The organism is Bradyrhizobium cedriense, from assembly GCF_054602315.1.
This window is the reverse complement of record NZ_JBTSWB010000005.1, coordinates 467,615-490,828: the sequence shown is the minus strand read 5'-3', so window position 1 is coordinate 490,828 and position 23,214 is coordinate 467,615. Positions and strand designations below refer to the sequence as shown.

Annotated in this window: 20 protein-coding genes and 1 pseudogene; 10 read left to right on the top strand and 11 right to left on the bottom strand. The window is 64.8% G+C overall.

Annotated elements, in window-relative coordinates; genetic code table 11:
- Positions 1-91: 91 nt before the first annotated feature.
- The 6 genes and pseudogenes from ACYCVF_RS23530 to ACYCVF_RS23505 all read right to left on the bottom strand — a co-directional run bounded on the left by ACYCVF_RS23530 (position 92) and on the right by ACYCVF_RS23505 (position 6,300).
- Positions 92-1,705 (bottom strand): benzoate-CoA ligase family protein, encoded by a 1,614-nt coding sequence (locus ACYCVF_RS23530; protein ID WP_459600723.1) that lies wholly within the window; start codon positions 1,703-1,705, stop codon positions 92-94.
- The gene (locus ACYCVF_RS23525) at positions 1,702-2,841 is read right to left on the bottom strand and encodes an FAD-dependent monooxygenase (RefSeq protein WP_459600721.1); all 1,140 of its coding nucleotides are present in this window, start codon (positions 2,839-2,841) and stop codon (positions 1,702-1,704) included. The genes ACYCVF_RS23530 and ACYCVF_RS23525 overlap by 4 nt, the downstream gene beginning before the upstream one ends.
- Positions 2,842-3,036: 195 nt before the next feature.
- A pseudogene (locus ACYCVF_RS23520) lies at positions 3,037-3,252 on the bottom strand (hypothetical protein).
- A 127-nt stretch (positions 3,253-3,379) separates the two neighbouring features.
- Positions 3,380-4,228, bottom strand: coding sequence for a cysteine rich repeat-containing protein (locus ACYCVF_RS23515; protein WP_459600719.1), 849 nt, complete (start codon positions 4,226-4,228; stop codon positions 3,380-3,382).
- A 144-nt stretch (positions 4,229-4,372) separates the two neighbouring features.
- Positions 4,373-5,374 carry an NADP-dependent oxidoreductase gene (locus ACYCVF_RS23510; protein ID WP_459600717.1) on the bottom strand — a complete coding sequence of 334 codons (1,002 nt, stop codon included), beginning with the start codon at positions 5,372-5,374 and terminating at the stop codon, positions 4,373-4,375.
- 125 nt (positions 5,375-5,499) lie between these two features.
- The gene (locus ACYCVF_RS23505) at positions 5,500-6,300 is read right to left on the bottom strand and encodes an ATP-grasp domain-containing protein (protein ID WP_459600715.1); all 801 of its coding nucleotides are present in this window, start codon (positions 6,298-6,300) and stop codon (positions 5,500-5,502) included.
- Positions 6,301-6,672: 372 nt separating this feature from the next.
- Here ACYCVF_RS23505 and ACYCVF_RS23500 point away from each other — a divergent pair, with 372 nt between their 5' ends.
- Positions 6,673-7,446 (top strand): ferredoxin--NADP reductase, encoded by a 774-nt coding sequence (locus tag ACYCVF_RS23500; RefSeq protein WP_459600713.1) that lies wholly within the window; start codon positions 6,673-6,675, stop codon positions 7,444-7,446.
- Between the two features lie 134 nt (positions 7,447-7,580).
- On the opposite strand, the gene ACYCVF_RS23495 is transcribed toward ACYCVF_RS23500, so the two are convergent.
- Positions 7,581-7,964, bottom strand: coding sequence for a nuclear transport factor 2 family protein (locus ACYCVF_RS23495; RefSeq protein WP_459600711.1), 384 nt, complete (start codon positions 7,962-7,964; stop codon positions 7,581-7,583).
- Positions 7,965-8,402: 438 nt separating this feature from the next.
- On the opposite strand from ACYCVF_RS23495, the gene ACYCVF_RS23490 reads away from it, so the two are divergent.
- Positions 8,403-10,100 (top strand): FMN-binding glutamate synthase family protein, encoded by a 1,698-nt coding sequence (locus ACYCVF_RS23490; RefSeq protein ID WP_459600709.1) that lies wholly within the window; start codon positions 8,403-8,405, stop codon positions 10,098-10,100.
- Positions 10,101-10,177: 77 nt separating this feature from the next.
- A complete protein-coding gene (locus tag ACYCVF_RS23485; protein WP_459600707.1) occupies positions 10,178-10,417 on the top strand; it encodes a PilZ domain-containing protein in 240 nt (79 codons plus the stop codon).
- 151 nt (positions 10,418-10,568) lie between these two features.
- Here the strand turns inward: ACYCVF_RS23485 and ACYCVF_RS23480 are convergent, their stop codons facing one another.
- Positions 10,569-11,864: a hemolysin family protein gene (locus ACYCVF_RS23480; RefSeq protein ID WP_459600705.1), complete on the bottom strand. Its 1,296-nt coding sequence runs from the start codon at positions 11,862-11,864 to the stop codon at positions 10,569-10,571.
- Positions 11,865-12,107: 243 nt separating this feature from the next.
- On the opposite strand from ACYCVF_RS23480, the gene ACYCVF_RS23475 reads away from it, so the two are divergent.
- Positions 12,108-14,183 carry a methyl-accepting chemotaxis protein gene (locus tag ACYCVF_RS23475; RefSeq protein WP_459600703.1) on the top strand — a complete coding sequence of 692 codons (2,076 nt, stop codon included), beginning with the start codon at positions 12,108-12,110 and terminating at the stop codon, positions 14,181-14,183.
- Between the two features lie 116 nt (positions 14,184-14,299).
- A complete protein-coding gene (locus ACYCVF_RS23470) occupies positions 14,300-15,031 on the top strand; it encodes a sulfite exporter TauE/SafE family protein (protein ID WP_459600701.1) in 732 nt (243 codons plus the stop codon).
- A gap of 7 nt (positions 15,032-15,038) precedes the next feature.
- Here the strand turns inward: ACYCVF_RS23470 and ACYCVF_RS23465 are convergent, their stop codons facing one another.
- The 3 genes from ACYCVF_RS23465 to ACYCVF_RS23455 form a co-directional block, all read right to left on the bottom strand.
- Positions 15,039-17,003, bottom strand: coding sequence for a carbohydrate porin (locus tag ACYCVF_RS23465; protein ID WP_459600699.1), 1,965 nt, complete (start codon positions 17,001-17,003; stop codon positions 15,039-15,041).
- 383 nt (positions 17,004-17,386) lie between these two features.
- A complete protein-coding gene (locus tag ACYCVF_RS23460) occupies positions 17,387-17,650 on the bottom strand; it encodes a hypothetical protein (protein ID WP_459600697.1) in 264 nt (87 codons plus the stop codon).
- Positions 17,651-17,789: 139 nt separating this feature from the next.
- Entirely contained in the window at positions 17,790-18,596 is an 807-nt protein-coding gene (locus ACYCVF_RS23455) for a creatininase family protein (protein ID WP_459600897.1), read from the bottom strand.
- Between the two features lie 166 nt (positions 18,597-18,762).
- Here ACYCVF_RS23455 and ACYCVF_RS23450 point away from each other — a divergent pair, with 166 nt between their 5' ends.
- The 5 genes from ACYCVF_RS23450 (at position 18,763) to ACYCVF_RS23430 (ending at position 23,201) form a co-directional block, all read left to right on the top strand.
- Positions 18,763-19,785 (top strand): ABC transporter substrate-binding protein, encoded by a 1,023-nt coding sequence (locus ACYCVF_RS23450; protein WP_459600695.1) that lies wholly within the window; start codon positions 18,763-18,765, stop codon positions 19,783-19,785.
- 104 nt (positions 19,786-19,889) lie between these two features.
- Positions 19,890-20,705 (top strand): ABC transporter ATP-binding protein, encoded by an 816-nt coding sequence (locus ACYCVF_RS23445; protein WP_459600693.1) that lies wholly within the window; start codon positions 19,890-19,892, stop codon positions 20,703-20,705.
- Entirely contained in the window at positions 20,702-21,520 is an 819-nt protein-coding gene (locus ACYCVF_RS23440; protein WP_459600691.1) for an ABC transporter permease, read from the top strand. The genes ACYCVF_RS23445 and ACYCVF_RS23440 overlap by 4 nt, the downstream gene beginning before the upstream one ends.
- Positions 21,520-22,509, top strand: coding sequence for a 2-hydroxyacid dehydrogenase (locus ACYCVF_RS23435; RefSeq protein WP_459600689.1), 990 nt, complete (start codon positions 21,520-21,522; stop codon positions 22,507-22,509). The genes ACYCVF_RS23440 and ACYCVF_RS23435 overlap by 1 nt, the downstream gene beginning before the upstream one ends.
- A complete protein-coding gene (locus tag ACYCVF_RS23430; protein WP_459600687.1) occupies positions 22,509-23,201 on the top strand; it encodes an AprI/Inh family metalloprotease inhibitor in 693 nt (230 codons plus the stop codon). The genes ACYCVF_RS23435 and ACYCVF_RS23430 overlap by 1 nt, the downstream gene beginning before the upstream one ends.
- The last annotated feature ends 13 nt before the right edge of the window (positions 23,202-23,214 follow it).

The window sequence follows — 23,214 nt, the reverse complement described above, 5'->3', positions numbered from 1 at the left end:
GCAATGACCATCTCGTGCAACAATTACCGCCGCGGCGTACGGGTCCCGGCCTTCGCCGGGACGACAGCGAGTCTGCGGTAGCGCCGTCGCCTCACATCCTCAACAACGCCTGCCGGTCGATCTTGCCCGTCCCCGTCTTCGGCAGCTCGTCGATGAAGATCACCTCGCGCGGATATTTGTAGGGTAACAACTTGCCCTTCACATAATCCTGCAGCCTGCGCGTCGCTTCACCCTGGTCGGCTGCGCGGTTGTTCATCACCACCACGGCCTTGAGCGTCATTCGCCGGTCCGGCAATTCGGCCGCGAACACCGCGCATTCGCGGATATCCGGATGATCGGCGAGACACAGCTCGACCTCGAGCGGGTAGACCCACTGGCCGGAAATCTTGATCAGATCGTCGGCACGGCCGCGGAAGAAGTGGAAGCCGTCGGAATCGCGGACGAAGCGGTCGCCGGTGTAGATCCAGCCGCCCTCGCGAATGGTTTCCGCGGACTTGTCCGGCCGATTCCAGTACAGCGGCGTGTTGGAATCGCCGCGCACCCACAGGATGCCCTCCTCGCCGTCGGCGACGTCGCGTCCGTCCTTGTCGCGCAGCGCGACCTCGTAGCCGGGCACGCGCAGGCCGGCGGCGCCGAGCTTCTTCTGCTCGGGTCGGTTGGAGAGATAGATATGAAGCACCTCGGTCGAACCGAGGCCTTCGACGATTTCGAGGCCGGTAAGCGTCTTCCAGCCGTTGAAGACCTCGGCCGAGAGCACCTCGGCGGCGGAGAGCGCCATGCGCAGCGACGAGAAATTCGTCTTGTTCGCGCCTTCCGCCTTGGTCAGCGATGTATAGAGCGTCGGCAGACCGAAGAAGACCGTCGGCTTGTATTGCTCGATCGCCGCGAAGATCGAGGCAGGCTTCGGCTGGCCCGGCAACAGCAGCGTCGCCGCGCCCGCCGAGAATGGGAAGGTGACGGAGTTGCCGAAGCCGTAGGCAAAGAAGATCTTCGGCACCGAGAAGCAGATGTCATCGGGCGTCAGCTTCAGCACGTTCTGTGCAAAGGCGGCATCGGTGTAGGCCATGTCGTGCTGGAGATGCACGATGCCCTTGGGCCGTCCGGTCGAGCCGGAGGAGTACATCCAGAACGCCATCTCGTCGCGATGTGTCGGAGCTTCCGCCAGCTCGGGCGGGAACTGCGCGAGCCAGTCTGCCGCCGCGACCGCCTTCGGCGCGGCGTGATCGCCCGCCTCGCCATTGACGACGATGAGCGTGTGCAGGCCGGTCGCCTTGCACGCCTCCGCATTGAAGCGCGCAGCGAATTCGGCATCCGCCACCGCCACGGCCGCGGCGGAATCGGCGAGATAGAATTGGAGGAGGTCCGGCGGCGTCAGCGTGTTGATCAGGAGCGGCACGAAGCCGGCCCGCACGGCGCCGAAGAACGCGGCCGGATAGGCCGGCGTGTCGTCGAGGAACAGAAGCACGCGGTCGCCGCGCTTCAGGCCGAGCGAGGCAAGACCGTTGCCCCAGCGGCAAGCCTCGGCGCAGAGCTCGGCATAGCTGCGCGTGCCCGACGGGCCGATCAGCGCGAGCTTGTCGCCACGGCCTTTGCCGAGATTGTCGAACAGCACGCGGCTGGCATTGTAGGCTTGCGGAACGGTAAAGCCGATTTCGCGTGCGCCCGGGCCGTCCGCGGGCACCAGGTCGCGGATCTCGTTGCTCATGCCGCATCTCCGCCGTTCTTCGCGGACTCGTAGCGCGCCATGAAGGCTGGCGACATCGCCCGCAGCCGGGAATCGTCGATACGGCCGGAACGGGTGATGTAGCTGTAGGCGAAGTCCATCAGGGGAAGCTTCATGTGCTCGGCGAAGTGCTCGTACCAGAACGCGCTGGTGCGCGCGGCGTTGACGAGCTTCTGCACGATGGGCTTGCGCGCGGCCTGGTAGCGGTGCAGCGCGGTCGCAAGATGCGCATCCGACTCCAGCGCCTTGACCAGCGCGATCGCGTCCTCGATCGCGAGCCGCGTCCCTGAGCCGATCGAGAAGTGTGCCGAATGCAGCGCGTCGCCGATCAGCACCATGTTCTTGAACGACCAGTGTTCGTTCCAGACCCAGGGAAAATTGCGCCAGACCGATTTGTTGGAGACCAGGCAATGCCCGCCGAGCGTATCGGCAAACACCTCCTCGCAGACGCCCTTGGATTGCTCGACGTCCTTGTAGGCGAAGCCATAGGCTTGCCATGTGGCGTGGTCGCATTCGACCAGGAAGGTGCTCATGTTCGGCGAATAGCGGTAGTGATGGGCGTTGAAGGCGCCGCGCTCGGTCCTCACGAAGGTCTGCGACAGCGTGTCGAACCGTTTCGAGGTGCCGTACCAGACGAACTTGTTGGAGGAGTAGGACAGCGACGTCCCGAAATCGCCTTCGAAGGCGCGCCGGACCAGCGAGTTCAGCCCGTCGGCGGCGACGATGAGGTCATGGCCGTTGAGCTGGTCGATCCCGTGGATCGGCGTGTCGAAGCGTGGGGTGACGCCGACGTCGAGCGCGCGCTGCTGCAGGAATTTCAGAAGCTCGAGCCGTCCAATCGAGGAGAAGCCGACCCCGTCGATGGCGACGTTGTCGCCATGCAGGTTCAGCGTGATGTTCTCCCAGCTCTCCATATGCGGCGCGATCGCGTCGACCGTTTCGGGGTCGTCGGCCCGCAGGAATTCCAGCGCCTGGTCCGAGAACACGACGCCAAAGCCCCAGGTCGCGTCGGCCGGGTTCTGTTCGAACAGGTCGACCTGATCCTCGGGGTGACGCTTCTTCCAGAGATAGGCGAAGTAGAGCCCACCGGGCCCCCCGCCAATCACGGCGATCCGCAACGTCTGCCTCCCTAATTGACAGTATACTTACTATCTAGGGGTAGACTAATGTGCTCCAGCGTCCGGCGCCAGCGGAATTATTGCCAGGGCGCGCGGCATGCCGGGGCTCGCTTTCGGACACACGTTTTGCGCGCATCCGAAAACCCTCAAGGTGCGAACCATAGCGAAACCGCGCCGGATTGACCACCCGGGGCGTCAGACGCAGCGCTTCACATAGACCGCGTTCACCAGCACCCGGGCGCAGCGAACCGCCGGCACCGGCTTGCGGACGACGACGGCCGCGTTCGGCCCGGCGCAACCGGGCGCGATAGACGCCGCGGGCGCACACCACCGCATTGGCGTCGGTGGCCTCGAAGGTCATGGTCGCCCGAAAGCGAGGCGTGCAGGTGCAACGAGCAGCAATGAACGCACGTCGTTCTCCCGCTCCTGTCGTTATCGAAATGTACTAGCAAAAGACTTGCCGTTGCAGGCGCGCGCAAATTCATGCGCGAGCCACGCTTCATCGCCGCGCACCTCGTCGCGGCATCGTTCGCTGCCTCTATCGTGCCGTAAACGCCGCCAGCACGTCCTTGCAGGCAGGCGACAGCGAGGCGGCGTTGCTCGCAAGGCATTGCATGATGCGGCCGGCGCCGACCTCGACGCCGGCGCAGATCGTGCGGATGTCGGCGCCGCAGGCCGATCGGGCGACGAACAGTTCTTCGCGCGGCCGCATCGGACGCAGCACGATCGCGGTGGGCACCGCTGCCGGCGCTGCGGCCGCGGCCCCCGCCGCAGGCGCTGCCGCGCCGCCACCGCTCGCGGCGCTCACGGCCTTCTCGCAGGCCGGCGAGACCTTGGCCTTATTCCTCTCCAGGCATTCGAGCGCGGGCGCGCCGCCCGGCGGCACGCTGGCGCACACCTTGGGATAATCGCCACGGCAAGCGCTCTTGATCGCCGCAAGTTGCGCGCTGCTCGGCGGCTTGGCTGCAGCGGGCTTCGGTGCTGCTGCTGCCGCAGCCGGCTTCGCAGCGGGCGCGGATTCGGCTTTTGGCGCGGCCGATGCCGGCGCTGGCTCCGCCTTGGGCGCCGCTTCCTTGGGAGCCGCCTCGGTCTTCGGTGCGGCGGGAGCGGCTTCGGCCTTGGGAGCCGCGGGCGGTTCGATCGCGCGAACCGCGGTTTGGCATCCCGGCGACAGGCTGGACATGTTCTTCGCCAGACATTGAACCGCTTCGGCGCCGCCGGGTGTCACGCTCGAGCAGTGCGCCATGAAATCCGAGCGGCACGCGGACCGGATCGCGCCTTTCTGGGCCTCGGTCGGCGCTTGCGCGACTGCGGCCGTGGCCGTTGCGAGCAGTGTCGCGGCCAGCAATGCCGCGCACATGGAGGCATGTTTCAACGTGTTGAACATCTGAGTGATTCCCGCCCCGTCGGGTGCACCGACAATTCCCAAAATATGATGCAATCGCATTCGTCGCGAATGGTGCCGCGAAAGCGGCATCTTTGGCCGCTTTGGCCTCACCCGCAAGTCATTTATGCCGATGCAGCGGCGTGATCATAGCCTCACCATGCGCTTGCCGCGGTTCTCGCCCGCGAGCAATCCGATCAGCGCCTTCGGGGTATTCTCGAGGCCGTCGATGATGTCCTCCTGCACTTTCAGCTTGCCGGACCTGACCCAGGCCTGGAGGTCGGCGAGCGCGCGCTGGCTGTCCTTCATGTAGTCCATCACGATGAAGCCCTGCATGACGAGCCGCTTCACCACGATCAGCCCCGGCACGCCGCGCGGACCATGCGCGGCAGGGACGCCGTCATATTGCGAGATCGCGCCGCAGCAGGCGATGCGGCCGTAATTGTTCATCTGCGGCAGGCACGCTTCGAGGATGTCGCCGCCGACATTATCGAAATAGACGTCGATGCCTTTCGGTGCCGCTGCCCGCAATGCCTTGAACACCGCGCCGTCCTTGTAGTCCACGGCGGCATCGAAGCCGAGCTCGGACGTCAGCCATTTGCATTTGTCGGCACCGCCGGCGATGCCGATGACGCGACATCCCTTGATCTTCGCAATCTGCCCGACGATCGAGCCGACCGAGCCCGCGGCCGCCGAGACTACGACCGTCTCGCCCTCCCTGGGCTTGCCGATCTCCAGCAGGCCGAAATAGGCGGTGAGGCCGGCGATGCCGAACACGCTGAGCAGGTGCGTCATCGGTTCGAGCTTCGGCATCTTTGTGAGATGCTTCGCCGACACCGCGGCGAATTCCTGCCAGCCGGTGTCGCCGAAGACGATGTCGCCGGGCGCTAGCCCCGGTGCCTTCGAGCTGATGACCTCGGCGATGGCGCCGCCGGCCATCACGCTGTTGGCTTCGACCGCGGAACGATAGGTCGCGCCGTGCATCCAGGCGCGGTTGGCGGCATCGAGCGAGATGTAGCGCACGCGCAGCAAGGCCTCGCCGTCCTTCGGCTCCGGCACCGCGCTCTCCACCATCTTGAAATGCTCGGGGCCGAGCTTGCCGCTCGGCTTCTCCACCAGAAGGATCTGGCGATTGACGTTGCCGCTCATGGCGTTCCCCTCGTTGTTTCTTTGACGACCATTGATGCAGCCACCGCAAACAAGACGTGCAGGCCGCTGCTGTGCACTGCCTCAAGGCTAGATCGCCGCGTTCCATTTCACAACTGGAACATCCGCTAATCTTCCCTGAACAACCGGTCCAGCGCCGCGTCATATGTTGCCTGCACCAGTTCAGGATGCAGCTTGCCCAGCGCTTCCATCATCACGCCGGAATTGATCTCGAGCACTTTCCATTCGCCGTCGACTCGCACCACGTCGATCGACGCAAAGGCGATGCCGACGGCGCTCGCGGCATCGGCCGCGAGCTTCACGCAAGCCGTTCGAACCTCGCCGCCCTCCAGCAGCACGGGTTTTGCGGTGGCATCGAGATTGTGCCGCCAATCCGAGCCACGCTGCTTGCTGTAGACGACGAGAGGCAGATCACCGAGTTGCACGACACGGACCTCGTCTTCGATCGCCAGATAGGGCGAGATCACGAGTCCTGCGCTCATCGAGAAAACGTCGTCGACGGCGTGGTCTAGTTCCGCCTCGGTCGTCACCTTGAACACCGCGCGTCCCGATGTTCCCTCGTTCGGTTTCACCACCACGCCTTGCGGATGCTGCGCGAGCAGCGCCTGCATCCTCTGTCGCCAATCGGCGCCGGCGACATGGACGCCCATTTTCGGATTGAGGAAGAGATGATGGGCAACGCACGGCACCCCCTCGAGCGCCAGCGCTTCAGCCGTGGCTGATTTGTCGTTGGCGAGGCGGTGGGCGATGGCGCTGTTGAGGCCGATGTCATAGCCGAAAGCGAAGTGGCGCCTCGCTCCCCGGCGCATTGCGATCAACCAGCCGCCGGGACGCACATCGACCGTGACGCCGTGCTGCGCGCAGTAGCGCCTGATCGCCTGGACGAAGATCCGCTCGCCGCTCGCCATGTTTCAGTCGTTCCTGTCGCCAAAAGCCGCGAAAATGCGGAGGTCGGCGCCAATCCGGAGGAAAATCAGAGCTATTCTTAATGAAATTCTCGCGAGCCCGGCGGAAATTTAGTGCTCCAACGAGGCGCCAAGAGGGAAGGAAATTGCCGTTGCCGCCTGCCGGGCGGCAAATTCACCAAGGACGTGACCAATTCTGCCGCAAATGCCGGTTTGACCGGCATCAATTGCATCCGGAACGAGGTTGATTATTGATCTCAATGGCGTAGATCACACACGCGAAATCCTCCGCCATGGCAGATGGTGTCCGCCTCGTTTTCAGGGCCGGGCAATGCTTTTGCCCTAAAACCGCAGTTATTCGGAATATCGAAAATCATGAGCGCGTTTTACCGAGAGAAGGTTCTTTCCGTCCACCACTGGACCGACACGCTGTTCAGCTTCCGCGCCACGCGCGATACCGGCTTCCGGTTCCAGAATGGCCAGTTCGCCATGATCGGCCTCGAAGTTGATGGCCGTCCGCTGCTGCGCGCCTACAGCATGGCGAGCGCCAACCACGAGGAGCAGCTCGAGTTCTTCTCGATCAAGGTCCAGGACGGTCCGCTCACCTCGCGCCTGCAGAAGATCAAGGAAGGCGACACCATCCTGGTCGGCCGCAAGGCGACCGGCACGCTGATCACCGACAACCTCATCCCCGGCAAGCGGCTGCTCCTGCTCTCGACCGGCACAGGTCTTGCGCCGTTCGCGAGCCTGATCAAGGACCCCGAGGTCTACGACCAGTTCGAGAGCATCGTGCTGGTGCATGGCTGCCGCCAGGTCTCCGAGCTCGCCTACGGCGAGAAGCTCGTCGCGACCTTGCGCGAGGACGAGCTGTTCGGCGATCTGCTCGCGGACAAGCTGGTCTACTACCCGACCGTGACCCGCGAGCCGTTCAAGAACCGTGGCCGCATCACCGACCTCATCAGCTCCGAGCAGATCTTCAACGATATCGGGCAGTCGCCGCTCGACATCGCAACCGACCGCATCATGATGTGCGGCAGCCCGGCGATGCTCGAAGAGCTGAAGCTGATGTTCGAAGGCCGCGACTTCGTCGAGGGAAGCGGCAACAAGCCCGGCCACTTCGTGATCGAGAAGGCGTTCGTCGAGCGGTAAGCTCGGTTCGCTTGGCCGCTTGGTGTCGTCCTGGCGAAAGCCGGGATCCCATGTCCACCGGCTCAAGTTTAGCGAAGGCTGACCTTTGTCAGTCTTCGCGTCGGATCGCTGGCTGCCGGGATTGCGCGGCGAGCTCAGAACATGCCGTTCGAATTGGCTGCATGCTCGGGGGTGATCTGCAGCACATCCCAATGTTCAACGATCCTTCCCCGATCGTCGAGCCGGAAAATGTCGATGCCGGCGTAGTCATGGTCTCCAGGCCAGTGTTGGGAGCAATGAAGAACGACATACTCGTTCTCGGCCACGACCCTCTTTATCTCGACTCGTTTACCCGGCCATTCGCGAGCCATGCGCTCAAAATAGGTGATGAACCCTTCTTTTCCGTCGGCCACATGGGGATTGTGCTGGATGTACTCGTCTCCAACGAAACGCTCGATGGCTTCGGCGGGCCGGCATGCGTTGAACATCAACTCGTAGAAGGCGATCACATTCGCCTTGTTGCGTTCCAGATCATGCACCACGAGGCTCCCTTGCGAGGTTACTGGCGATAAACGCCAGTGCAGTAAGAAGGATGACGGGTATGTGGTAATCACCCGTGTTTCGATCCGCAGCTCTGCAGGCCGGGCAGATCGTAACACTGCTTTCTGAAATTCAGCCCGGGATGCGTCGCCAAGGCCGATCTGGAGGGACAGGCTAATGCCATTCTTGCCGCGCTGCGAGCGTGCTAGGATGGGCAGTGCGGGTTTTCAGGCAGGGGAGCTGCTTTGCTGCTGGCCGAAAGCCTTGAGCACCCACCCGCACCCATCCTCCATCCTCACCTCCTCTATTGCACTGCAGCAGCCCGTCCATCGGGCTGATTGATTTGTCTCGGCCGAATTCGCTAGCCTGAAACAATGGCGGCGTCATATCCGTATGACGGGCGGGGGCGTATCGTAACGCCTCATGCTGACGAGAGGATGCGAATCGTGGCCGACGACAACAAGACGCAGGGAGCCCCCAAACGCCTGCCGCTGGCGGAAGAGGGGATCATGGAGACCTTGCTGCTGCCCTTCTCGCCGCGCTTCATCGTGCTGACGATCTGCGCGGTGGTCACCGCGCTCCTGATCGGCATCGGCATCGCGGACGGCAAGATCTTCGACATCCTGCTGATCCCGATCCTGATCTTCGGCGCGCTGACGCTGCTCGGCATCCGCGATCTCTTGCAGAAGAGCCACGCGGTGCTGCGCAACTACCCGATCTCAGCGCATATCCGCTTCCTGCTCGAAGAAATCCGGCCCGAAATGCGGCAATATTTCTTCGAGAGCGAGAAGGACGGCATGCCGTTCTCGCGCGACACCCGCGCTGTGGTCTATCAGCGCGCCAAGATGGAGCTCGACAAGCGCCCGTTCGGCACCCAGGAGGACGTCTATCGTCAGGGCTACGAGTGGATGCATCACTCGGTCGCGCCGAAGGCGCACGCCAAGGAGAAATTCCGCGTCACCATCGGCGGCCCCGACTGCAAGACGCCCTATTCGGCCTCGGTGTTCAACATCTCGGCGATGAGCTTTGGCGCGCTCAGCCCCAACGCGGTGCGGGCGCTGAATGCCGGCGCAAAAAAGGGCGGCTTCGCGCACGACACCGGCGAGGGCGGCGTCAGCCCCTATCACCGCGAGATGGGCGGCGACATCATCTGGGAGATCGGCTCCGGCTATTTCGGCTGTCGTCATCTCGACGGCACCTTCGATCCCGAAGCGTTCGCGCGCGTCGCCTGTGAAGACCAGATCAAGATGGTCGAGCTCAAGGTCAGCCAGGGCGCCAAGCCGGGCCATGGCGGCGTGCTGCCGGCCGCCAAGGTCTCGGAGGAAATTTCGAAGATCCGCGGCGTGGCGATGGGCGAGGACTGCATCTCGCCGGCCTCGCATCGCGCTTTCTCCACGCCCGTGGGCATGATGCAATTCATTGCCGAGATGCGCCGCCTGTCCGGCGGCAAGCCGGCCGGCTTCAAGCTGTGCATCGGCCATCCCTGGGAATTCCTGGCGATCTGCAAGGCGATGATCGAGACCGGCATCTACCCCGATTTCATCGTCGTCGACGGCAATGAGGGCGGTACCGGCGCTGCCCCGCTTGAGTTCATGGATCATCTGGGCATGCCGATGCGCGAGGGCATCAATTTCGTCCACAACGCGCTGGTCGGCATCAATGCGCGCGACCGCATCAAGATCGGCGCGTCTGGCAAGATCGCTACCGCCTTCGACATGGCGCGCGCCATGGCGATCGGCGCCGACTGGTGCAATTCGGCGCGTGGCTTCATGTTCTCGCTGGGCTGCATCCAGTCGCTGAGCTGCCACACCGACCGCTGTCCGACCGGCGTTGCGACGCAGGACCCGACGCGGGCGCGCGCGCTTTACGTGCCGCTCAAGATCGACCGCGTGCACAATTATCACCACGCCACGCTGCACTCGCTGACCGAGCTGATCGCCGCAGCGGGCCTCGAACATCCGCAGCAGCTGCGTCCGGTCCATTTCAGCCAACGGACGTCGACGACCAACGTGCAGTCCTTCGCGCAGCTCTATCCGGCGCTGCGCCCCGGCGAACTGCTCGAGGGTACGGAAGACCCGCGCTTCCGCGACGCCTGGCGGATGGCCCGTGCGGAGACGTTCCAGCCGGCGCTGTAGGATGCAGGTCGCGTAATCTCATTTCGATCGCCGCTGGCGCTTAACTTTTGGTTCAACTTTGGGTGTAAATTCCGCCCATGGACGAGCGACGCAGCAAGGCCCGACATCGGGTGCTGAAGGCCGGAACGATCGAGTTCGGCGGCGGCGCGATCGATTGCACCGTTCGCAATCTCTCGGATACCGGCGCCGCACTCGACGTCACCAGCCCCGTCGGCATCCCCAAGCATTTCACCCTGTTCGTCCAGGCCGATGGCGCGCATCGGTCCTGTACCGTGGTCTGGCGCAAGGAGAGGCGGATCGGGGTGAGGTTCGGGTGAGGGCGTGCTTCTTCAGGCCTGAAGCACGCTCTAATTTCCACTGTCGTTTCGGATGAGCGCGAAGCCTGATCCAGACCTGTACCCGCGTGATGGTTTCCGGGTCGGCGCGCGCCTGGGCGTGCTTGTCCGGGACGAGACCGGAGATTTCAGCTCACGCCGCCGCCTGCTCGCTCCGCCGGGTCGCCAGGATCTTGTCGATCCTGCGTCCGTCGAGATCGACCACCTCGATGTGCCAGCCTCGGAAATCGAACGCATCGCCGGCGTTGGGGAGCACGTTGAACTGTTGCAGCACCAGGCCCGCCACGGTGTTGTAGCGGTGCGGCGGCAATTCGACGCCGAGCAGATCGCCGAATTCGTCGACCGGCATCCAGCCGGAGATCAGAAGCGAATCGTCGGCGCGCCTGACATAGGCTGGCTCCGGCGGTCCCGCCTCGGAATGGAAGGCGCCGACGATCGACTCCAGGATGTCGGTGGCCGTCACCATGCCTTCGAAGGCGCCGTATTCGTCGTAGACCAGGCCGACGTGAACCGGCGCAGCTTTCAGGATGGTCAGCACGTCGCGCGCATCTGCCGACACGGGGATGCCGGGCGCCTCGCGCACGAGCGCGCGCAAGTCCGGCGCACGCTCGTTCATGTAGGCAATCAGCAGGTCCTTGGCCTGGAGCACGCCGATGGGCTTGTCGCGGTCGCCGTCGGAGACGGGAAAGCGCGAATGCGGACTCCTGGCGATGATCTCCCGGATGGCGGCCGGATCGTCGTTCAGGTCGATCTCGTCGACCTCCGTGCGCGGGGTCATGACGGCGCCGACCGGGCGGTCGCCGAGCCGCATCACGCCCGCGATCATCTCCTTCTCGCCCGGCTCGAGCACACCCGCGCTTTCCGCTTCGCTGACGAGGTGATGGATCTCGTCCTCCGAGACCTTCTCCTCGGCCTTGCCGCCGCGGCCGAGCAGGGTGAGGATCAGCTTGCCGGAGATGTCGAGCAGAGCCACGAGTGGCAGCGATATCTTCGCCAGCGCATGCATCGCGGGCGCGACCCTGACTGCGATGCTTTCGGGATCGCGCAGCGCCACCTGTTTCGGCACAAGCTCGCCGACGATCAGCGTGGCGTAGGTGATGAGCGTGACCACGATGCCGACACCGACGATGTCGGCGATGCCCTTGGACAGGCCGAGCTCGAGCAGCCATTGCGTCAGCCGCTGCCCGAGCGTTGCGCCCGAGAACGCGCCTGAGAGCACGCCGACCAGCGTGATGCCGATCTGCACCGTCGACAGGAACTTGCCGGGATCGGCCGCCAGCGTCAGCGCCCGCTCGGCGCCGCGCACCCCCCTCGCTGCGAGCAGCGACAACCGCGCCGGACGCGACGAGACCACCGCCAGCTCGGACATCGAGAGCAGGCCGTTGATGACGATCAGGACGACGACGATGGAGAGTTCGAGCCAGAGCATTGAGGTTCCGAGGTAAATGGGTGTGGCGCGGCACAGCGCACGCCGTGGATATAGGTATTAGACGAGGGAAGCGCTGGAAATAACCGGGCATTCGGCCGCGAGGGGAACCCGCGTGGACGGTTGCTTCCAAGGTCCGCCGCGACGACCTGACGCTCCGCGGAACTACGGATCGTTCCTTAACGGGGTCTTAGTGGCCCGACGGCTAAGTTTCGACATTGCAGAAATCTGGTTGGGGACTGAAAGATGCGGATCGGGAAGCTTTTCGCGCTGTCGATGCTGACGGTGACGGTATTTGCGGTCATCCTCGGCGCCGAGGTGCTGATACCCCAGGCACGCATCTTCACCAACCGCTCCGACGCGATCAAGACCGTCGATGCCTTTGGTGCGACCCTAATGGCCAGCCAGCACGTCGCCAGCCTTCGCGCTCCTTACATCGGACCGATCTTCCAGGAAGGCGCCGCAACGCAGGCGCAGCTCGAAGCTGCCGCGAAGGCTGCGAAAACGGCCGAGACGGGCTTCGACGCCGCAAAGCGCGCCGTCATGGTGCTGGACGACGGCGGAGCGATTGCCGAACATCTCGACCGTGCCGCGCGTCGGCTGAAGGAGATCACAACCGCTGCGGATCGCGCGATGAGCGTTCCCCTGGCGGCGCGCGACAGCACCGCGACAAAGGGCTTCCTGCCCGGCGTTGCCGAGGTCCTCGGCAACATCGAACCGGTCATGAACCGGCTCGAAGCGAAGGTCATCAATGCCGATTCCTCGCTTGCGGCGCTGTTGAGCCTGGCGCGAACGGCGCAGGATCTGCGGGTTTCGGCCGGCAGCCGCGCGGCCACGCTGTCCCCGGCGCTCTCCGCACGCCGCCCGCTCACCGCGGCCGAACTGTCGCTGATGGACCGCATGCAGGGGCGCGTGGAGGCCGACCGCGAGCGCATCGAGGCCGGGATCGACCAGCTCGGAAATCCCTCCCGCATCGCTGCCGCGCTGAAGGCGGCAACGGAATCCTATTTTGGACAGGCCGCAATTGCCGTGGACAAGGAGATTCCTGCAGCCCGCAGTGACGGCAAGTACGGCGCCACCGCCGAAGAGCTGGCGAAGGTCATCGTGCCGGCCATCCAGCTGTTCTATGGCGTGCGCGATGCCGCGCTGGCGGAAGCAGCCGAGCGCGCCTCGGCCGCGCGCGACGGCGCGCTGGCAATGCTCGCACTGGCCGGTGTAGCCGTGCTGGCGTTGCTCGGAACGCTCGGCGGCGTGACCGTGATGCTGCGCAGGCGCGTGGTGACGCCGCTCGGCCGGATCGCCGACGTGATCGGCGCGCTCGCCGCCGGACAGCACGAGGTCGAGATCCCGGCGACGGGCCGCAACGACGAGATCGGCCAGGTCGCGGGCTCGCTCCAGCACTTCAAGGACTCGCTGCTCGCCAAGAGAGCCGCCGACGCGGCGGCCGCGGTCGAAGCCGAAGCGAAGCTCAAGCGTAGCCAACGCGTCGATCAGATCGCGCGCGAGTTCGAAGCCATGATCGGCGACGTGATCAATACGGTCTCGTCGGCCTCCTCGGAGCTGGAAGCGTCTGCGGGAACGCTGACGAGCACCGCCGCGCAATCCGAAACGGTCACCGCGACCGTTGCGGCCGCCTCCGAACAGGCCTCCACCAACGTGCAGACCGTTGCCGCGGCGGCCGAGGAGATGGCCTCGTCGGTCGATGAGATCAGCCGCCAGGTCCAGGACTCCGCGCGCATCGCCGGCGAGGCGGTGCAGCAGGCCGGGCGCACCAACGACCATGTCGGCGAGCTCGCCAGGGCCGCGGGCCGGATCGGGGACGTCGTCGAGCTCATCAGCCAGATCGCGGGCCAGACCAATCTTCTGGCCCTCAATGCCACCATCGAGGCGGCGCGCGCCGGCGAGGCCGGGCGCGGCTTCGCCGTCGTCGCCTCCGAGGTCAAGGCGCTGGCCGAGCAGACCGCCAAGGCCACCGGCGAGATCAGTCAGCAGATCGCGGGGATCCAGAGCGCGACGGAGGATTCGGTCGGCGCCATCAAGGCGATCGGCGACACCATCACGCGCATGTCCGAGATTGCGTCTGCGATCGCCTCGGCGGTCGAGGAACAGGGCGCGGCGACGCGGGAGATTTCCCGCAACGTGCAGCAGGCCGCCCGCGGCACCCAACAGGTCTCCGCCAGCATCGTCGACGTGCAGCGCGGCGCGAACCAGACTGGATCGGCCTCCTCCAACGTGCTCGCGTCGGCCAGGTCGCTGTCCGGCGAGAGCAGCCGCCTCAAGGTCGAGGTCGGAAAATTCCTCGACGCGATCCGGGCGGCGTAGAAATGTCGTTGTGGAGGGAAGCGGCTTCACCTAGGCTTGCAGCCCGGGGATGTCGCAGTCTCCCCGTGAAGTGGTGATCCCACGCAAGTGCTGCTCGCTGATCTATGGAGCGAGCAATGGACGGGATCGCAATCGAGCTTCCGCTTTTCCTGATGGCCACGTTCGCCGGCGCGTTCGTCGCCGGCCTCTCCGGCTTTGCCTTCGGCCTCGTCGCAGCGTCGCTGTGGCTCTACGTGCTGACGCCGCTGCAGAGCGCGAGCCTCATCGTCGGTTTCGGTCTTCTGGTGCAAGGCTACTCGGTCTGGAAGCTGCGCGCAGCGCTCGACTGGCGCCGGCTGTGGCCGTTGCTCGTCGGCGCCGTCTTTGGCGTTCCGGTCGGCGTGTCGCTTCTGACCTGGGCCGATCCGAAGAACGTCCGCATCGCGGTCGGCGCGATCCTGATCGCCTACAGCCTCTATGCGTTGCTCCGGCCGCGGCTCAAGATAGCCGCCGTCGTGCCGCCGGCGGCCGACATGACGGTCGGTTTCCTCAACGGCCTGCTGGGCGGGCTGACTGGCCTTGCCGGTATCGTCGTCACCATCTGGTACAATCTGCGCGGACTGCCCAAGGACGTCCAGCGCGCGACCTTCCAGCCGGTCGCGGTCGTGGTGTTCGCCATGGCGGCGCTGCTGCTGGGCGCCAAGGGGACGCTTACGCTCGAGACGGCAAGGCTGTTCGCGCTAGGCTTGCCGTTCCTGCTTGCCGGGATGTGGCTCGGGCTCAAGCTGTTCGGCCGGATCGACGAGACCACGTTCCGCCGGATCGTGCTCGCATTGCTGTTCGGCTCGGGCGTCGCGCTGTTGTTCTGAGGCCCGCTCAGAACTCCCCGTGGAGCCGTCCCGAGAACACCGATACTGGTCCACGGTCCGCGTTGTAGGCGGGATTGACGATGAGCTGGTAGTCGGCGGTGAAGGTGAGATTCTTGTTCAGCGCGTAGGCGTAATAGGTCTCCAGCACGCGTTCGCGGCGGTAGTTGAGCCGGCCGTCGCCGATCAGCGGGCCGAGACCGCCGGCTGCGATGAAGTCGCGGTGATCCTGCGACAGCGCGTTGACGGCGCCGGCGATCGCGACGACGTCGTCGGGCCGGCCCCATGTCGCACCTTTGACCGAAACGCCGCCGGACAGGCTGCGATCGATGTCCGTGAAGGCCATGATCTCGTTGCGGCCGTCGTTCCAGCTCCAGCGGCCGAACACGCCGATGTCGCCGGTGATGGCCTGTTCGAGGTTGAACGCGTAGCCGTATTTGAGGCGGCCGCGGCGGGTCTGGCTGATGTCGACGCCGAACGCGGGATTGTCCAGCGTCTCGCGATAGCTGCCGGAGAAGGCGCTGTTGACGAAGCCGAGCGTGCGCAGCTTGCCGGGCTGGCCGAACAGCGAATAGCGCAATTCGAGCTCCGCGACGTACTCGCCGCGACGGCCGATATTCATGTCGAAATTGTTGGAATTGGAGACGGCATCCATCAGGAAGTAGCCGCCGCGCAGCGCCCATTGCTTCTGGTTCAATTCAGCGGTGGCGCCATAGCCGAGGCCGAGCTTGTCGGCGGCATAGTCGAAGGCGCCGGACGCCCAGATCGACCAGTTCATGAAATCCCTGCGCGGATCGTGCGCGTAGGCATTGCCGTCGAACACGTCGACCACCGAGAATTTGCCGACCTGCACGGTCAGCCGCGAGACGTCGACCTTGCCGGCGAGCTGAAGCTGGCCGCTGGCGAGCTCCTCCTGCTCGCCGCCGAAGCCGAAGGTGTGTCGCACGAACAGCCGCGAGGCGTTGAAGTGCGGATAGGGAAAGCCGGACTTCTGCGCTTCCCCGTTGGGGAAGCCCGCGGCGCCCGTCGTGTTGTTGAAGCCGAAGCCCTGGAGCAACTCGGGATTGAAATAGACCTCGCCGCCGTCCCACAGCCGCGCATTCAGATAGAGCGAATTGCTCCAGGTCTGCTGAAAATCCGGCGACGGCAGCAGGCTGTTCGGTCCGGTATAGGGCGCGCGGAACGCCGGGTAGCCCTGCCCGAGCACGGTCGACTGGCCGTGAATCTCCCAGCGGCTGGACTCGGTGTCGGTGACGTCGGATTTCGGGTCGTAGGTCGGCACGCCGGGCCAATCGATCTTGCGATTGAGGCCGATGCGCAGGCTCTGGAAGTCCATCGACGACGAATATTGTCCACCCGAGGGGAAGGTGACGTTGGCATTCTCGAACTTGCTGTAGAGATATTCGAGCCGCGCGCTCCAGTGCGGCGCGAAGGCGTATTCGACGCCGCCCCCGGCAGTCCAGCCGAAGCGCGTGTGCAACACTTTCTCTTCGTTGCCGCCGGTCGGCGTCGAGAGAAAGCGTTCGCCGGCGAAGGCGGCACCGCCGGTCGCGTAAAACAGCCAGTTGCCGCTGGCATAGCCGAGCCGCGCGCGCAGGCTCGCGACATAGTCCCAGCGCTCCTCCGCGCTCGACAGCGCGGTCGCCGCCGATGACACGACGTGGTTGGAGGGGAGGTAGTTCGGGAAGGAGATATCGCCTTCGACGCCGAGCACGAAACCCGAGTCGAGGCGCCGGTTGTAGCCGGCCTGGACGCCTCCGGTCATGCCGTTGAACACGTGATCGTCGGTCGCGACTGCGGGATCGGCCAGCGTTGCAGCGGATGTGCCGCGGGTGAAGCCGGCATGCGCACCGATATAGAGGCCGGTCCAGTCGTAGACCGCCTTCAAGGCCAGGGCCTTCAGCGGCAGATCAGCCGTGTGGCCAGCCGCGGGAAAAGCCAGCACGCCCGCGGCAATCGCCGCGGCCGTCCGCACGGACCTGTAACGGTGACCCCTCAACGTCAAAACGCACGCCCCCAAACGCGAATCTGTCCCACCCGCCACACCCGGCATCCCTGCCGATTCGCGGCGCCCATGTCATCAGGCCTCAGTCATCCAGGCGATCCGGCGCGACTTAGTCCCAGATTCCTGTGCCCTTGCTAGATTTATTGCGAATAGTTCGCAATTGCAACTGGCGTGGATTGCTGCGGGTGGATGCTTCGCACTGCATTGTGACGGGTGTGCAACAACGACCCGGGGCCTCAACAAAAGACCCCGCCCGGGGGGACAGCCGGGCGGGGTCGGGGGCACGACACGGGGTGGATGAGGCGCCCGTGTCGGACGCAGGATCCACGAGAGATCGGCCTCAGATACTCAAATCAGTAGCAGGTACGAACGCGGCCGACGTACTGGCCGAAGGCGTTGTACTGGGCGACCCAGCCGCAGCGGTGATAGCCGTGATAATAGGGGTCGTTCGTGGCGGCGATCGCGGAGCCGACGACGGCGGCGGTGGCGATGCCGGCGCCCACACCCCAGACCCAGCCGGGCTGCTTGGCTTCGGCCTGCGAGGTGGTGGACACGATGCTGCCGGTGACGGCGAGGGCAGCGAGCGCTGCGGTGGCAATCTTGGTCCTGATCGACATGTGAAACTCCATCCGGGTTGAGGCGGTCCGTTGTGGCCCGCGTGCCCAGTTGGACGGGCGCTCCTCGCGTCCGGTTCGAAGACCGGAAACGAGAAGGCGGTGTCCCGATCTTTCCTGAATGAATCCAGTAGGATGCAGGCTAGCCGAGAGGGCCTTTGGCGAGCCTGTTCACGTCGAAGTTATCGACTTCAGCCAGCAGTTCGCAGAACGCCGCTGCGCCCTGATCGAGCAACTGCTCGCCCTTCTCGGGGCGCGCCAGCGTCGCATTGCCGACCGCGCCGCTGGCGTTGAGATCCTGGGCCTGCCAGGCGAACGGCGCGGGCCGCTGCGTCGACAGCCAGCGATATTGCCGCTCCATAGCGATGCTGCTCGCGGGAAAGTCCGCAATCGCATCACCGCGCACCTGGTCCGGATAGCGCGCCAGCATGATCGAGGTCTCGACCGCGCCGCCGTGAATGCCGTGGCGCACTTCCTCAGCCGGGAACAATGTGTCGGCCCCTGATAGCCGCGACCACGATGTCGTCACCACGAACAGCTTGCGATGTGCACGAAGATCCTGCGCCACCAGCATCATGGCTGCGCTGTTGCCGCCGTGGCTGGTGACGATGACGAGCTTCTTCACGCCGCGGCGCGCCACGTCCTCGCCGATCCCGGTCCATTTCTTCAGCGCCACCTCGGTCGGCAGCGTCTGCGTGCCCGGATAGTCGATATGCTCGGTGGAAATCCCGATCGGCTCAACGGGGAGGAAACTGGCCGGAACGTCGGCGGGCAACAGCTCGCGCACGCGCGCGAGATAGGCGTCCGCGATCAGCACGTCGGTCGTGAGCGGCAGATGCGGGCCGTGCTGCTCAGTTGCCGCCAGCGGCAGCACCGCGATCCAGCGCGACACGTCGGCAGCGGCAGCATCGGCCCAGCGGATCTCGGTCCAGTCGCGCGACGGCGCCAGCGAATTTTCTTTGGAGGTTTCTTTGCCCGAATTTGTCACGTAATTTGCGTCCCTGGGGGATGCGGGCCAGGCCGGCTCGCGTCCCCAAAATGTGATGTGGTTCTATCGCGTTGGTTCGATATGAGCCAGACGCGATTGGGCTGGAAGCGATCGACGGAGTGCCATCATGACCCCCTCTCATATGCGGCGAGCGTTCATCGCGGGCCTGATGGCCGCTTTCGTCTCTCTTGCGCCGGCGCAGGCCGAAACGCTCGACAAGGTCACCTTCGGCACCAACTGGGTCGCCGAGGCCGAGCATGGCGGTTTCTTCCAGGCTGTCGCCGACGGTACCTACAAGAAATACGGCCTCGACGTCACCATCGTCCCCGGCGGTCCCAACGAGAACAACCGCATGCTGCTGATCGCCGGCAAGATCGATTTCTTCATGGCCGCGAATACGCTGATGTCGTTCGACGCCGTTGCCAACAACGTCCCCGTCGTGACCATCGCCGCGATCTTCCAGAAGGATCCGCAGGTGATGCTGACGCAGCCCGACGCCAAGGTCACGAAGATCGAGGATCTCAAGCCGCTGACGCTGTTCGTCTCCAAGGAGGGGATGACCAGCTACTTCCAATGGCTGAAGTCCGAATACGGTTTCAGCGAGAAGAACGTCCGTCCCTACAATTTCAATCCGCAGCCCTTCATCGCCAATCCCAAGAGCGCGATGCAGGGCTACGTCACCTCCGAGCCCTTCGCGGTGGAGAAGGCCGCCGGCTTCAAGCCGAACGTGCTGCTGCTCGCCGATTACGGTTTCAACACCTATTCGACGCTGATCGAGACCCGCCGCGACGTCGTCGAGAAGAAGCCCGATCTGGTGCAGCGCTTCGTCGATGCCTCCATGATCGGCTGGTACAACTACATCTACCGCGACAATTCCGCGGGCAATGCCCTGATCAAGAAGCTCAATCCGGAGATGACCGACGACCTGCTCACCTATTCCGTCGCGAAGATGAAGGAGCACGGCATCGTCGATTCCGGCGACAGCTTGAAGAACGGCATCGGCGCGATGACCGATGAGCGCTACGCCTCCTTCTTCAACAAGATGGTGAAGGCGGGCGTCGTGAAGTCGGATCTCGACTTCCGCAAGTCCTACACACTGCGCTTCGTCAACAAGGGCGTCGGCGTCGAGCTGCGCCCGAACAAGCCGTAACGCATGCTGAGTTTAGGCACGACAGTGCGGCTGGGGCTCACCTCTCCCTGTTGGGAAGAGGTGAAAGACGCGGCGCGATCGAGCCCGACAACAGCCTGCGATCGATGATAGAGCGCAAAACCCCATCCGTCGTCGAAGCCAGCCTGACGGCGCTCGCCGTCAGCCTGCGCGGCGTGACGAAGGTCTATGACACCGGCGTCATGGCGCTCGGACCGCTCGATCTCACTGTCCGCAAAGGCGAGTTCATCTCGCTGCTGGGCCCGTCCGGTTGCGGCAAGTCCACCGCGCTGCGCCTGATCGCGGGACTCAGCACGCCGTCTTCAGGTATCGTCCGGGTGGCGCGCCGCGAGGGCGTCTCGCAACCCGGCCACGGCATCGGTTTCGTGTTCCAGGAGCCGACCCTGATGCCCTGGACCAGCGTGCGCGAGAATGTGCGGCTGCCCTTGAGGCTCGCAGGCGTGCCGAAAGCGGAGGCGCGGGCGCGTGCCGACGCAGCGCTGGCCAGCGTCGGGCTCGCCGATTTCGCAGAGGCCTTTCCGCGAGAGCTCTCCGGCGGCATGAAGATGCGGGTGTCGCTGGCGCGCGCGCTCGTCACCGATCCGGACATCCTGCTGATGGACGAGCCGTTCGCCGCACTCGACGAGATCACGCGCTTCCGCCTCAACAACGATCTGCTGGCGCTGTGGCGCAGGCTCGGCAAGACCGTCATCTTCGTCACTCATTCGGTTTTCGAATCCGTCTATCTGTCGCAGCGCGTCGTGGTGATGACGGCGCGGCCCGGCTGCATCCAGGCCGACCTTCGCATCGAAACGGTCGAGCCGCGCGGCGAGGAGTTTCGGACCTCGGCCGCCTATTCCGATTACTGCCGCAGGGTGTCGGCGGCGCTGGCGCCGTCCTATTCGGGGCAGTCGACGCTATGAGCGCGCAAGCCGTCGTCTCCGCAAAGCCGTCGGCGGCGCAGCGCGCGCTGCGCTTCCTGCTTCCCGTCGTCGTGTTCGCCGCCGGTCTCCTGGTCTGGGAAGCGGTGGTCCGCCTCAAGGACATCCCGCCTTACGTGCTGCCGGCGCCTTCGATCATCTTTCTGACGCTGGTCAGGGATTGGGCGGTGCTGTCACAATCGCTCGCGACCACGCTGCTGACCACGCTCGAGGGGTTCGTCGCGGCGAGCATCGGCGGCATCGCGCTGGCGCTGCTGTTCAACCAGTCGAAATGGGTCGAATATTCGCTGTTCCCCTACGCCGTCGTTCTCCAGGTGACGCCGGTGATCGCGATCGCGCCGCTGCTCCTGATCTATCTGGAGCAGCAGACCGCGGTCGTCGCTTGCGCCTTCATCGTCGCCTTTTTCCCGGTGCTGTCCAACACCACGCTCGGGCTCAATTCGGTCGATCGCAATCTCGCCGGCCTGTTCCAGCTCTATGGCGCCTCGCCCCAGCAAGCGCTGCGCTTTCTCAAGCTGCCCTCGGCGCTGCCCTACATCCTCGGCGGCCTGCGCATCGCCGGCGGCCTGTCGCTGATCGGCGCGGTCGTGGCCGAGATTGCGGCGGGAACAGCCGGCGCCGGCTCCGGGCTCGCCTACAGGATCGCCGAGTCGGGCTATCGCTTGAACATACCCCGCATGTTCGCCGCGCTGCTTCTGTTGTCGCTCGCCGGGATTGTCATCTATGGGGTGCTGGCGCTAGTTTCGCACCTCGTTTTACGGCGCTGGCACGAGAGCGCGCTTGGAAAGGAAAACTGATGGCTGCCGGTTCGATTTCGTCCGAGAAGACCGACCTTCTGATCTATGGGCCGGTGCGGCCGATCCTCGAGAACGGGTTCTCCGACCATTTCGTCGTGCACAAGGCGGAGACGCGCGGCGATCTCGAGCGGCTGACGCCGGCGATCCGGGAGAAGATCCGCGGCGTCGCCGTGACCTATCACACCGTGCGCGCCGACAGGGATTCGCTGTCGCAATTGCCCAAGCTCGAGATGGTGGCGAGCTTCGGCGTCGGCTACGACCACATCGATGCCAAATACGCCGCCGAGCACGACATCATCGTCACCAACACGCCCGATGTCTTGACCGAGGAGGTCGCCGACGTCGCGATGGGTCTGTTGATCGCCACGCTGCGCGAGTTCGTCAAGGCCGACCGCTACGTCCGTTCCGGGCTATGGCAGACGCAGAACTATCCGCTCAGCGTCGGCTCGCTGCGCGACCGCAAGGTCGGCATCGTCGGCATGGGCCGCATCGGCCAGGCCATCGCACGCCGGCTCGATGCCTCGCTGGTGCCGGTGGTCTATCACTCGCGCAATCCGTCAAAGGACGTCTCGTACAAGCACTATCCCGATCTGATCGAGATGGCGAAGGCGGTGGATACGCTGATGGTGATCGTGCCCGGCGGGGCGGCTACGAACAAGATGATCAATGCCGAGGTGCTGAAGGCGCTCGGCCCGCGCGGCGTGCTGGTCAACGTGGCGCGCGGCTCGGTGGTCGACGAGCCGGCGCTGATCCAGGCGCTGAAATCAGGCACCATCCTCGCCGCCGGCCTCGACGTGTTCGCGGCCGAACCGAACGTGCCGGACGAGCTCAAGTCCATGCAGAATGTCGTGCTGCTGCCGCATATCGGCTCGGCCTCGGTGGTGACGCGCAATGCGATGGACCAGCTCGTGGTCGACAATCTCAAGGCCTGGTTCGCCGGCAAGGCGCCCCTGACACCTGTTGCGGAAACGCCGTTCAAGGGACGCTGATGAGTGGTCTTCGGGTCGTTGCATTCGCCGTCGCGGCCTGCTTGGCCGCGATCGGCATCGCGCATGCGCAGGATGCGACGTCACTGAAGAAATCGATGCCGGGACAGTGGGAGCTCTCGACCACCGAGCGCAGCAAGACCTGCGTCGTCACGCTCAAGGCCGACGCCGCGGGTCAAGGCTTCAAGCTGGAGCTCGAGCCCGCCTGCAAGACCGCGCTGCCTTTCACGAAGGACATCGTCGCCTGGAACGTCAGGGGCCTCGACATCGTTCGCTTGCAGGACGCAGCCGGTGATGCCGTGATCGACTTCACCGAGGTCGAGGCCGGCATTTTCGAGGGCCTGCGGCAGGGCGAGGGCGTCTACATCCTTCAGGACCTCGCCGCCGCGCGTTCGATGGCGAAGTCGATGGACCAGATGATCGGCGACTGGTCGATGGTGCGCGGCAACGGCCAGCCGGTGTGCGGGCTGACGCTGACCAACACCGAGGCGAGCCCGGACAATTTCCAGGTCTTCCTCAAGCCGAGATGCGATACGGCGATCGCGCAGTTCAACCCGACGCAATGGCGGCTCGAGCGCGGCCAGATCATCCTGATGTCGAAATCAGGCGAGGCCTGGCAATTCGAGGCCGACGACAACGCGCAATGGCGGCGCGTCCCCGATACCGCCGATCCCCTGATCATGCTGCGCCAGTAGGCGTCCAGGCCGT